Genomic DNA, 11,634 nt, shown 5'->3' on the forward strand with positions numbered 1-11,634 from the left:
CGGCCGCTTATCTCGCGGCCCCTCGACGCTGTTGCATGAGGAGGACCCCGTGACCGAAGCAGTCATCGTCTCGACCGCTCGCACGCCCATCGGGCGCGCGTTCAAGGGCTCGCTGAAGGAGATCCGTCCCGACGACCTGTCGGTGCAGGTGATCTCGGCCGCGCTGGCCAAGGTCCCCGAGCTCGACCCCACCCTTGTCGAGGACCTCTACTGGGGCTGCGCCGAGCCCTCGGGAAGGCACGGGTCCAACATGGCTCGCGTCGTGGCCGTGCTCGCCGGCTTCGACGGGTTGCCCGGCTCCACCATCAACCGGTTCTGCGCCTCGTCCGTGCAGACCACGCGGATGGCCTACCACGCGATCAAGGCCGGCGAGGGCGACATCTTCGTCTCCGGTGGCGTCGAGTGCGTCTCGCAGTACACCAACTGGGCCGGTGCCGGTGGGTCCTCCGGTGACGACCAGAACCCCAAGTTCGCCGGCTCGGCCGCCCGCAGCGAGCAGATCGCCCAGAGCAACGAGACCTGGGCCGACCCGCGCCAGCAGGGCCTGCTGCCCGACGTCTACCTGTCGATGGGCCAGACCGCCGAGAACGTCGCCACCCTGCGCGGTATCTCCCGTGAGCGCCAGGACGAATGGGGCGTCTCGTCGCAGAACCGCGCCGAGAAGGCGATCGCCGACGGGTTCTTCGAGCGGGAGATCGCCCCGGTCACGCTCGGCGACGGCACGGTGGTCAGCAAGGACGACGGCCCCCGAGCGGGCGTGACGCTGGAGGCCCTCCAGGGCCTCAACCCGGTCTTCCGCGAGCAGGGCACGATCACGGCCGGCAACTGCTGCCCGCTCAACGACGGTGCTGCGGCTGTCGTGGTCATGAGCGACACCAGGGCCAAGGAGCTCGGGCTGACCCCGCTGGCGCGCGTGGTGTCCACCGGGGTCTCCGGTCTCTCGCCGGAGATCATGGGCCTCGGGCCGGTCGAGGCGTCACGCCAGGCGCTGGCCCGCGCCGGGATGACGATCGGCGACATGGACCTCTACGAGATCAATGAGGCGTTCGCCGCCCAGGTGCTGCCGTCCGCGGACGACCTCGGCATGGACTTCGACAAGCTCAACGTGCACGGCGGCGCGATCGCCCTCGGCCACCCCTTCGGCTCGACCGGGGCGCGGATCACGACGACCCTGCTCAACGGCCTCGCGGCGCGGGACGGGCAGTTCGGCCTCGAGACGATGTGCGTGGGTGGTGGCCAGGGCATGGCCATCATCTACGAGCGCCTCAGCTAGTCGCTGCCCTTCCCGCGCCTCGAGAGGCCCGAAACCGATCCCCGTCACCCTCGGGATCCATGGTTTCGGGCCTCTCGACTGCCCGCGCCCGCAAGACTGGGCCCATGGGGATCTTCAGCCGCAGGAAGGGCCGTGACGACCAGGGCGGGCAGGGCTCGCGAGAGTCGGTGACGGCCTTCTGGGACTGGTGGGTCGCCGAGGGTCGCGCGCTCGCAGACGCCAGCATCGCGGGCCGCCCGAACGACGACCTCGTCGCGGCGATGAGCCGTCGGGTCTCGGCCGTCCACCCCGGACTCGCGTGGGAGCTCAGCCCCGGGCGCGAGGCCGAGCACTGCCTGGTGGTCAGCCCCGAGGGAGACGCGGCGCTTCGAGGCGCCGCCCGGCGGTGGGTCAGGGGCGCGCCTGCTGCCGACGCCACGTGGGAGTTCGCGGACTCCCGGCAGGCCAACCGCGAACCCGAGTCCATGACCCTCGAGGTGGGCGGCCAGACCATCTCGTTCGCAGACCTCGTGGTGGGCGCCCGACGCGAGGGATCACGGATCGACGTGACCGTGCACCATCCTGCGTTCGAGGCGCTCGACGAACGCGCGCGGGTCACCATCACGTTCCTCGGCCTCGACACCGCCCTGGGCGAGACCGGCGTCGAGCTCTGGGTCGGCGAGGTGACGCCCTCGGTGGTGCCGCCCCTGGACGGGTTCGGGCTCGCCGGGCTGCGGGCAGTCGTCCGAGACCTCGAGGCCGAGTCGACCGACGAGGACGGCCAACCACACTGGGCCATCCTCAACGGCACCGGTGACGGCGGCCCGATCCTGGCGATGGCCCAGATCCCGCTGCACCCCGCCACGGCGCCCGACCTCGACACCCACGCGGCGGTCGCGGTCCCCTACTCCGACCAGACCGACTCGGGGCTGCCCGGCCAGGACGCGTTGACCGAGCTGCGCGCCCTCGAGGACTCGATCAACGGGGCGCTCGGCGACAGCGGTCGGGTGGTGGCCCACCAGTCCCACGCGGGGGTGCGGCTGCTGCACGTCTACCTCGACTCCACCGCCGACGACGCGGTGCCGTCGCTCGCAGCGGTGTGCGACCCGTGGGCGCAGGACGTCCGGATCAGGGTAACTCCGGACCCCGGGTGGGCGAACGTGGCCCACCTGCGCACCTGAGCGACGGCGCCCACGACCATGCCGACGACTCGCGGGGACCACCCGGCGAGCCGTCCGGGTATGCCGGTCAGGCGAGCTCGCGGCGCAGGTCGGCCAGCCGCGAGGTCAGGTCGGCCGTGGCTCCGCCGCCTGCCTCACACACGTCGTAGACCAGGACGGTCAGCTGGTCCATCAGGACCGCCGGGCCGAGGTCGGGGACCGGTCCTCGGGGACCTGCGAGGTCGTCGAGCAGGCTCCGGACGCTCGGCGCCCATGCCAGCGCGCGGTCCAGCGGTAGCTGTTGCCACCGCCGGACCACGCGTTGCAGTTCGGCCGAAACCTCCTGCGGAACAGGCGATCTCGGGGTCACGCTAGTTGCTGCGCAGACGCCCGAGCAGACGCAGGATCTCGAGGTAGAGCCAGACCAAGGTGACGATCAGGCCGTGGGCGAGCAGCCAGGAGTACTTCTCCGGCGCGCCGGCGGCGATGGCCCGGTCGATCGAGTCGAAGTCGACCGCGAGCATGGCAGCGGCCAGACCGATCGCGAAGAGCGAGATGCCGATGCCCAGGGCGCCGGTCCCGCCGATGCCGAAGGCGTGGTTGCCGATCACGGCGTAGAGGAAGTTCACCAGCGCGAAGATCGCGTAGCCGATCACGGCCATGGTGACGATTCGGCGGAACTTGGCGGTGACCTTGATGATGCCGGTCTTGTAGGCCAGCAGCGTGCCCGCGAAGACCGACAGCGTCGCGATGACGGCCTGCGCGACGATCCCGCGGAAGACGTCGGTCTGCTCCGGCGGGTCGAACGCGAGGCTGTAGTAGTTGCTGATGGCGCCGACGAAAAGGCCCTCGGCGATGGCGTAGAGGACGATCAACGGCACGCTGATGGTCTTCTTGAACGCGATGACCAAGCCCACGACCAGGGTGAAAGCGATCCCGCCGAAGACGGCGATCGGACCCCAGCTGGTGGGGGCGAGCCGCCAGCCCACGACGGCCATGACCAGCACGATCGCGAACAGGCCGGTCGTCTTCATCACGACGTCGTCGATGGTGAGGCGCTTGGTCTGGACCGGCCCGGCGGAGGGCTGGTTGTAGAGGTCCTGGAGCTGCTGGCTGGTCATGCCGTCCGTGGACGCCATGCCGGCCGTCGGCTGCTGGGCCGGCGCACCGCTGCGACCGAACCCGGCATAGCCCTGCCTGGACTCCTTCTCGATCCGGTCGAACACCGGGTTGCTGGCCATGCTGTCTCCTTGGAGGCGAAGGGCGGCCCTGCGGTCGGCCGCTCACCCCAGACTACGTGCGGAGCGGGGGTGAAAGTTCCCGGGCCACACCCCTGTGGACGGCGAAGCCGACCGGCGCGGACCACTGGTGCCCCGGCGTCGGGCGCGGGACTCTGGTGTGGTGAGGATCGCGAGCTTCAACGTGGAGAACCTGTTCGACCGCGCCCGGCTGCTCGCCGCCGACGACTGGGCGACCCACCGCACCCTCCTCGACACCTACGCCAAGCTGACCCGCACCCTCCAGCACGCGGCATACTCCGCGACCGACAAGGCCAACATCGTGAAGTGGCTGGTCGCGCTGGGACTGGAGAAGGCGGACTCCGGGACCTACGTCATCCTCCGCCAGAACCGCGGTCGCCTCATCACGCGACCGAAGACCGGCGGGATGATCGTCGTGGCGGACGGTCGTCCCGACTGGGTCGGGTGGCTCGAGCTCAAGACCCAGGCCGTGACCGAGCTCGCGGTCCGGCACACCGCGCAGGTGGTGCACGACGTCGCGGCCGACGTGCTCGGGGTGGTGGAGGCGGAGAGCCGGATCGCGTTGCAGCGCTTCAACGTCGACCTGCTGCGCCCGATCAGCGACCGCATCTACGGCCACATCATGCTCATCGACGGCAACGACGACCGCGGCATCGACGTCGGCGTCATGACGCGTGGCGACCACGAGATCCAACGGATCGTGAGCCACGTCGACGACGCGGACCTGGCCGGACCGATCTTCGGGCGGGACTGTCCCGAGTACACCGTCGCCCTGCCCAGCGGCGCGACCTTGCTGGTGATGGTCAACCACTTCAAGTCCAAGGGGTACGGCAGCGCGCGCGACTCCAACCGGCGCCGCCAGCGCCAGGCCGAGCGCGTGGCCGAGATCTACCGGGCCCGACGCGCGGAGGGGATCGCGAACATCGTCGTCCTCGGCGACCTCAACGACACCCCGGACTCCGCGCCGCTCGCGCCGCTGCTGGTGGGTTCGGCCGCAGCCCCCACCGACCTCAAGGACATCGCCACCCACCCGAGCTTCGACGACGGCGGCTGGCCGGGCACCTACACGACGGGACGGGCTGGCAACAAGATCGACTACATCCTCTGCTCGCCGGCCGTCTTCGCCGCCGTCACCGCGTCGGGCATCTTCCGCAAGGGCGTGTGGACCTCCTCGGGGCGCTGGGAGATGTACCCGACGCTCACCCGCGAGCAGGACGCCGCCTCGGACCACGCCGCGATCTGGGCCGACGTCGACCTCTGAACCTCGGCGGTCAGCCACCCCCGAAGTCGCTCCACGGGTGGAGATCTCAGCGCGTGGAAAGTCCAGAAGGGGGGCACGCGTCACGGTTGGTGCCGTTTCCACCATTTGGATGACAACCACTAATCCGGTTGGTCGACGACCCCCGCGCGCCAGGAGGCACAAACTCGAAGGGATCCCTTCGGAGGCAGGTGACAGGCCATGAACCTCAATGGCGAACACCCAACCATCAGCGTCGCACGGGACCTCTTCCTGGTGCTGGCATGCATCTTCGCGCTGGTCCTGCCATTCGTCCTGACGCGCGACATCTTCCGGGGCGACTCCGCGAGCCCCCGTCCCCGCGATGCCCAACCCAGCGCCGCGCAGCCGGGCGAGACCAGTCGGGACTCGACCGCCGTCAGGACCGGTGCCGAGACCAGCGCAACCATAGGGGGCCCCACCTCGCTGGCCGCCGTGGCGGAGCGGTGCCGGTTGGCCAACCTGCGACAGCAGGCGCCACTGAGTGCAGCTGACGTCTCGTTGGCACAGTTCGACAAGCACATCGACGCCATGAACCTGCTCGTGGCGGGCAAGATCTCGCTGGCTGTTGCCACCACCTTCTGGGACGAGACCCGGGTCAAGGCCGTCGAGAACGCAGCCGACTTCCGCCGCGCCGACAAGGAGCTGGCGGCCAGCGGCACGGGCTGTCCGGCTCCGGACCCTGCGCTGGCCAACGCGGCCCCGTATGGGCAGGTGGTGGCGCTCAAGAGCTGCGTCAGCGCGATCTCGGCGCGCAACACGGCCCTGGCCCGCGCCCGTCCCGCCGTCACGACCTGGGAGCACCACGTCCACGACATGGAGATGCTGCGGATGGGTCATCTCACGCCGGCTCAGGCGACCGCGGCCTGGCACAAGAACTGGAAGACGGGGCAGAAGCAGCTCGAGGCCTACGAGGCGGCGGCCGCGAAGGCCCGCAAGATCCACTGCGCCCTGGACTGAGGGTCCCGACTGAAGGTCCGGCTCTGCTCGGTCGAGGTATTCAAGCACCGGATCCGGGTCGCGGAACACCTCGACCGGGGAGAGAGCGACTGGTGCCCCCGACGGGGGTCGAACCCGCACCTGTGGCGATTTTAAGTCGCCTGCCTCTGCCAGTTGGGCCACGGGGGCGGGCCAAGTATGCCGCGTGCGCGTCCCATCCGTGCCACCCTTCAGTCGGGTGTGGCAGCGCGCTCCATGACGCGTGCGGGCACACCCGACCTCGGGAAGGGAGGGGTGTCGGTGGTGCCCACGGTGTTCGGGATGGACACGCACGCGCTGTTCGTCGCGCTCGGCGTCCTGACGGCCGTGGCGGTGTTCGCGGCCGAGGCCCGTCGGCGCGGGGTGACGGACGAGCGCCTGCTCATCGTGGTCACCGGCGGACTCGTCGGCGGTGCGGTCTTCATGCGCCTCGGCACCTGGCTCCAGCACCTCGACCTGCGGCAGAACGCGTCGTTGGCCGAGCAGTGGGCCTACGGCAACCGCAGCATCCTCGGCGGCCTGGTCGGTGCGTGGGCCGGGGTGCACGTCGCCAAGCGCCTCAGTGGCTACCGACCGCGCACCGGCGATCTCTTCGCCCCCGCGGTCGCCGCCGGCATGGCCGTGGGCCGGGTGGGCTGCCTGCTCACCGAGCGCCCCGGCAGCCCCACCGGGACGTCGTGGGGGATCACCCTCGACGAGGCGGCCGCGGCGCGCACGGGTGCGCCGGCCGGCATACCGCTGCACCCGTCGTTCGTCTACGAGATCGTCTTCCACGTCGCCGCGTTCGCGGTCATCTGGTGGTGGCTGCGCCACCGCCCGGTGCCGAGTGGTGAGCTGCTGGTCTGGTACCTCGGTGCCTACGGGACCGCCCGCTTCTTCCTCGAGTACGTCAGGGGCAACGAGATCGCCTGGCTGGGGCTGACCCGCCCGCAGCTCTTCCTCGCACTGACGGTGCCGTTGATCCTCCTGCGAGTGGCGGTGCAGGCGCGTCGCGGCGCCTACCGCGGGCTGCGGCACGAGACAGTGGTCGCGTGAGCACCCGCACCGGACCCGGTATGCCGTTGCGTGGCGACCGCATCCACCGTTACGTCAACGCCTTCTGCCCCCTGTGCCATGAGGAACGGCCCGACCGCCCGCTCACCGAGGTGCACCGCCTGTCCGGGTGGCTCGTGGAGCGCGAGGGTCGGATCTGGCTGGAGCGCGGGTGCACGACCCACGGCCTGGTGCGGACCCTCTACGACGAGTCGCCCGAGATCCTGAGCTACCTCGAGCAGTGGACCGCGCCCACCAAGGTGCACACCCCCGACCTGGCCGGGAACTTCGCCCCGGTGCCGGCTGCCTACGCCTACGGGCTGCCCGAGATGCAGACCCAGCACACCTGCATCCTGCTCGAGGACCTGCTCGACCACTGCAACCTCAAGTGCCCGACCTGCTTCGCCGCGTCGGCTCCGGCCCTCGCATCGGTCGTGCCGCTCGACCAGGTGCTCGCCTCGGTCGATGCCCGGCTGTCCCGCGAGAACGGCCGGATCGACGTGTTGATGCTCAGCGGGGGCGAGCCCACCCTCTACCCGTGGCTGGCCGAGCTGCTCGACGCCGTGGCGACCCGGCCGATCGTGCGAGTCCTGGTCAACACCAACGGGATCGCCATCTCCAAGGACGACGCACTGCTCGACCTCCTGCGCCGGCACCGCGACCGGGTCGAGGTCTACCTGCAGTACGACGGCGAGTCGGCCCAGGCCTCCACCCACCACCGCGGCGCCGACATCAGGCGGTTCAAGGAGCGGGCGATCGACCGCCTGTCCGGAGCGGGCATCTTCACCACCCTGACGATGACCGCCGCGCTGGGCGTCAACGACGACGAGATCGGGTTCGTGGTCAAGCGCGCCCTCGACACCCCCTACGTCGGTGGCGTGACGATCCAGCCGGTCTTCGGCTCCGGTCGCAGCACCGGCATCGACCCGCACGACCGGCTCACCCACACCGGCGTCCTCGCCCGGCTCGAGGGCCAGACGGCCGGGCAGGTGTCCTGGCGCGACCTGACCGCGCTGCCCTGCTCCCACCCGCACTGCTGCTCGGTGGGCTACCTCCTGCGTGACGACTCGGGGACGTGGCGCTCGCTGGTCTCGCTCGTGGGGCACGAGCGGCTCAAGGAGTGGCTCGACCTCGAGCCCGACGTGCTCGCGAACCGGATCGCCGACGACGCGCTCCCCGCATCGCTCCGCTCGGCTGTCAAGCAGTCGCTGCTCGACCTGCTGTCAGAGCAGTCGTCGCTGTCGCACCCCTCGATGGCGGGCATCTGGCGCGACGTCTGCAGCGGGTGCGACCTGGGCATCGGCACCCTCGCGACCCTGGCCGCGGGCAAGCTTCCGGGCCAGCGCGAGAAGCTCCGCGCCCTGCTGGGAGAGCGCGTCCTACGGATCACCGTGAAGCCGTTCATGGACATGAACACGATGATCGAGGAGCGCCTGACACAGTGCTGCGTCCACGTGGCCACAGTGGGCGACGACGGCGGTCACCAGTGCGCGCCGTTCTGCGCGGTGCAGGCGTGGGCACCCCTGTCACGGCAACGGATCTCGACCGCCGTGGGCCTCCCGCTCGCCGCGACGAAGGCCACGCCATGACCGGCCCCGACCCCCGGCAGGTCGCGCCGCCGCACGCCGCACAGCCCGATCACCAGCCGACCGCGCCCTTCGACCCGCTGCGGCTCTGCGTCTTCGCCACGGTCGCGCTGCTGGGGTGGGTGCTGGGTCCGGTGGCGCTGCTCGGCTTCTCCGTGCTGGCCATCGTCGGCTACGCCAGGGCCCGGCGGGCTGGCCTCCTGCGCTCGCGCTGCAAGCTCGGCGACACCCGACTGGTCCTGCTCTACCTCACCGTGCTCGCCGCCGCGGCGGGTGTCGGCATCTACGTCTGGATCGACTGAAGGGGACACGCACATGACACAGCCAGCCCGGCGGCGGAGACTCTCCAACGTCGCGAGGTTCTGGATCGGGGTGGCTCTGTGCATCCCGGTGCTGTTCCTCGCGGGCCTCCTGGTGTCCCTCCCCTCGGTGGTTGGCAACGAGCTGAACCTGCCGGGCGAGCTGAGCGGCCTCGCCACCTTCGGCATGAGCATCGGCCTGCTGGCAACGGGGATCCTGGGACTCGTGCGGGAGGGCACCCGCTTCATCGTCGTCGGCATCCTGGCGGGCCTGGCGATCCTCTTCGTCCTGGCGGCCGGTGCGTGCATCGTCCTGCTGGCCGGGCTCGGCAACCCCAACTCCTGACCCCCGCCTTCGTGGAGTCGGGCAGTTGGCCGATCTTCCGGCCGATCCGCGCGCGTGAGCCCGTGGAGTCGGGCAGTTGGCCGATTCTCCTGACGGTGCGCCTCAGCGGCGGGACTTGGCGGCCTTGGCGGCGGCGCGTTCGTTCAGCCGGCGGTGGCCGGTTGCCTGGCCCTGGATGACCGCTCGGGCCAGGGGCGGTGCGTAGCGCAGCAGGCGCCACATGGCGTGCGCGAGGAACCCCACCGGGATGACGGCCTTGTTGGCGGCGAGGCCGTCCACCGCCCGCTTCGCGGTCTGCTCCGCCGTGAGGAACTTCGGCTGCAGCAGCCGGACCCGTGCCCGGACGCTGCTGCCCCCGAAGCTGTCGGGCGCGGCATACACGTCGTCGAGCAGCGGGGTGTCGACGAAGCCGGGGCACAGCACGCTCACCTGCACGCCCTGGCTCGCGGCCTCGGCGCGCAGCGCCGTCGAGAGCCCCACCACGGCGTGCTTGGTGGTCGTGTAGGGCAGCATCGCCGGGGCCGGGATGAGTCCGGCGAGGGAGGCGGTGTTGAGGATGTGACCGCTGCCCTGCGGGCGCATCACCTCGTATGCCGCCGTGACCCCGTTGACCACGCCGCGCAGGTTGACGTCGAGGGCCTTGGCCCAGTGCCGCTCGTCGAGCTCCTCGAGCAGGCCGCCGATGGCGACGCCCGCGTTGTTGACCATGACGTCGAGCCGGCCGTGCTCGGCGGCGACGCTGCGGACGAGGGCGGTGACCGCGGCCGCGTCCGCGACGTCGAGCGTGGCAGCGCTGGCCGAGGGTCCCAGCTCGTCAGCCGCCCGGACCGCCCCGGCTGCGTCGAGGTCGGCGACCACGACGTGGCTCCCGCGGGCGACCAGCTCGGCGGCGATGGCGCGTCCGATACCGGAGGCGGCGCCCGTGACGATCGAGACCTTGGGCTCAAATGCCTTGCGCATCAACGGATTCCTTCGCTGGGGAGTGGCGTCCGGGGCTGACCACCTCGAACTGGGAGTCGTCCAGCCTGCGGGTGCGGAGCCAGTAGCCGAGGGTCGATCCCGGCCACAGGGCGGTGTTGTTGCCGAACTCGTCGAGGTACCAGCTGCGGCACCCGGTGACCCAGATCGTGTGGCGGGAGCGTCGCACCATCTCGCGGGTGAAGGCGTCCTGTGCCCGTCTGGTGGTCACGTGCGGGCCGGCCGCGCCCCGGTCGATCGCCTTCAGCACGTAGTCGGTCGCGAACTCGATCATCGTGACGACGCTGTTGTGGCCGAGCCCGGTGTTCGGGCCGAGCAGCAGGTAGAGCTCGGGGAAGCCGGCCACCGTGATGCCGAGGTTGGTGTGCATCCCGCCGCTCCAGGCGTCGGCGAGGGTGCGACCGCCGAGGCCCCGGATGTCGATGCGGTCGGTGCTGCCGTTCACGTCGAAGCCGGTGCCGAGGACGAGCACGTCGACCTCGTGCCGGGTGCCGTCGGCCGTGACCACGGCGTCGGGCTCGACGCGCACGATCGGGTCGGTCACGAGGCTCACGTCGGGGCGGGCGAAGGTAGGCCAGTAGTCGTTGGACAGCAGGATCCGCTTGCAGCCGATCCGGTAGTCGGGGGTCAGAGCGGCCCGCGTCTCGGGGTCGGGGACCGCGGCGGCCAGCTCGCGCAGCGCGATCCGCTCGACGAACCGCGCCAACCCCGGGAGCCGCACGAACAGCGGCGCCCTGGCCTCCAGCGACCAGTAGGTCCGCCAGCGCACCAGCCGCTGCAGGGCCGGCCAGCGCGCGAAGAGCCGCTGACGCGTGGGGCTCCACTCCTGGTCGTGCTTGGTCATCGTCCACGCGGCAGTGCGCTGGAAGACCGTCGTGTGGCTCGCGACCGGGGCGACCTCGGGGACCACTTGCACCGCGCTCGCCCCGGTGCCGACGACGCCGACCCGCCGACCCGCCAGCTCGGTGCCCTCGGGCCACCGCGCCGTGTGGGCCAGCTCGCCGGCGAACGACTCGAGCCCCTCGATGTCAGGGAGCCTCGGCTCGTGCAGCGCTCCGGCGCCGAGGACGAGGGCGTCGCAGGTCCACTGGCGACCGTCGCCGGCGGTCAGCGTCCAGCGCCCGGTCGTCTCGTCGAACTCGGCCGCGCGCAGGTCGGCACCGAACTCGATCCGGTCGCGCACGGCATACCGGTCGGCCACCTGGCGCAGGTAGGACCAGATCTCGCCGGCCGTCGCGAAGTCGCGGGACCACCGCGGGAACTGGGCGAACGAGAAGGAGTAGAGCCGCGACGGGACGTCGCAGGCGCACCCCGGGTACCGGTTGTCGCGCCACGTGCCGCCGACCTCGTCGGCCTTCTCCAGGACGACGTAGTCGTGGTCGCCGCGCTGGGCGAGGCGGATCGCCATCCCGAGCCCGGAGAACCCGGTGCCGACGATGACCACCCGGTGGTGAGGTGTCGCCATGGC

Annotated in this window: 11 protein-coding genes and 1 tRNA gene; 8 read left to right on the plus strand and 4 right to left on the minus strand. The window is 71.1% G+C overall.

The window, feature by feature from the left end:
* Window positions 1-49 precede the first annotated feature (49 nt).
* Together ASG91_RS13350 and ASG91_RS13355 are read left to right on the plus strand one after the other, a co-directional pair.
* A complete protein-coding gene (locus ASG91_RS13350; protein WP_056923091.1) occupies window positions 50-1,273 on the plus strand; it encodes an acetyl-CoA C-acetyltransferase in 1,224 nt (407 codons plus the stop codon).
* A 104-nt stretch (window positions 1,274-1,377) separates the two neighbouring features.
* Entirely contained in the window at window positions 1,378-2,433 is a 1,056-nt protein-coding gene (locus ASG91_RS13355; protein ID WP_056923092.1) for a DUF695 domain-containing protein, read from the plus strand.
* A 350-nt stretch (window positions 2,434-2,783) separates the two neighbouring features.
* Here the strand turns inward: ASG91_RS13355 and ASG91_RS13365 are convergent, their stop codons facing one another.
* Complete coding sequence (locus ASG91_RS13365) at window positions 2,784-3,653, minus strand: Bax inhibitor-1/YccA family protein (protein WP_056923094.1); 870 nt, start codon at window positions 3,651-3,653, stop codon at window positions 2,784-2,786.
* 160 nt (window positions 3,654-3,813) lie between these two features.
* Between ASG91_RS13365 and ASG91_RS13370 the strand changes: the two genes are divergently transcribed.
* Window positions 3,814-4,932 carry an endonuclease/exonuclease/phosphatase family protein gene (locus ASG91_RS13370; RefSeq protein ID WP_056923271.1) on the plus strand — a complete coding sequence of 373 codons (1,119 nt, stop codon included), beginning with the start codon at window positions 3,814-3,816 and terminating at the stop codon, window positions 4,930-4,932.
* 198 nt (window positions 4,933-5,130) lie between these two features.
* The gene (locus tag ASG91_RS13375; protein ID WP_056923095.1) at window positions 5,131-5,907 is read left to right on the plus strand and encodes a hypothetical protein; all 777 of its coding nucleotides are present in this window, start codon (window positions 5,131-5,133) and stop codon (window positions 5,905-5,907) included.
* 90 nt (window positions 5,908-5,997) lie between these two features.
* Here ASG91_RS13375 and ASG91_RS13380 read toward each other — a convergent pair.
* Window positions 5,998-6,075, minus strand: a tRNA-Leu gene (locus ASG91_RS13380).
* Between the two features lie 51 nt (window positions 6,076-6,126).
* On the opposite strand from ASG91_RS13380, the gene ASG91_RS13385 reads away from it, so the two are divergent.
* Genes ASG91_RS13385 through ASG91_RS13400 form a run of 4 tightly spaced genes read left to right on the plus strand, consistent with a single transcriptional unit; the run spans window position 6,127 to window position 9,188 of the window.
* Window positions 6,127-6,960, plus strand: a complete 834-nt coding sequence (locus ASG91_RS13385) for a prolipoprotein diacylglyceryl transferase (protein WP_235543360.1) — start codon at window positions 6,127-6,129, stop codon at window positions 6,958-6,960.
* Entirely contained in the window at window positions 6,957-8,546 is a 1,590-nt protein-coding gene (locus ASG91_RS13390) for a radical SAM protein (protein WP_371262050.1), read from the plus strand. The genes ASG91_RS13385 and ASG91_RS13390 overlap by 4 nt, the downstream gene beginning before the upstream one ends.
* Window positions 8,543-8,845, plus strand: a complete 303-nt coding sequence (locus ASG91_RS13395; protein WP_056923097.1) for a hypothetical protein — start codon at window positions 8,543-8,545, stop codon at window positions 8,843-8,845. The genes ASG91_RS13390 and ASG91_RS13395 overlap by 4 nt, the downstream gene beginning before the upstream one ends.
* A gap of 13 nt (window positions 8,846-8,858) precedes the next feature.
* The gene (locus tag ASG91_RS13400; protein ID WP_157606347.1) at window positions 8,859-9,188 is read left to right on the plus strand and encodes a hypothetical protein; all 330 of its coding nucleotides are present in this window, start codon (window positions 8,859-8,861) and stop codon (window positions 9,186-9,188) included.
* Window positions 9,189-9,290: 102 nt separating this feature from the next.
* Here the strand turns inward: ASG91_RS13400 and ASG91_RS13405 are convergent, their stop codons facing one another.
* Together ASG91_RS13405 and ASG91_RS13410 are read right to left on the minus strand one after the other, a co-directional pair.
* Window positions 9,291-10,148, minus strand: coding sequence for an SDR family oxidoreductase (locus ASG91_RS13405; RefSeq protein WP_056923099.1), 858 nt, complete (start codon window positions 10,146-10,148; stop codon window positions 9,291-9,293).
* Window positions 10,132-11,631, minus strand: coding sequence for an NAD(P)/FAD-dependent oxidoreductase (locus ASG91_RS13410; protein ID WP_056923100.1), 1,500 nt, complete (start codon window positions 11,629-11,631; stop codon window positions 10,132-10,134). The genes ASG91_RS13405 and ASG91_RS13410 overlap by 17 nt, the downstream gene beginning before the upstream one ends.
* Window positions 11,632-11,634 lie beyond the last annotated feature (3 nt).

Origin of the sequence: Phycicoccus sp. Soil802 (assembly GCF_001429605.1) — a bacterium.
Classification (GTDB): Bacteria; Actinomycetota; Actinomycetes; order Actinomycetales; family Dermatophilaceae; genus Pedococcus.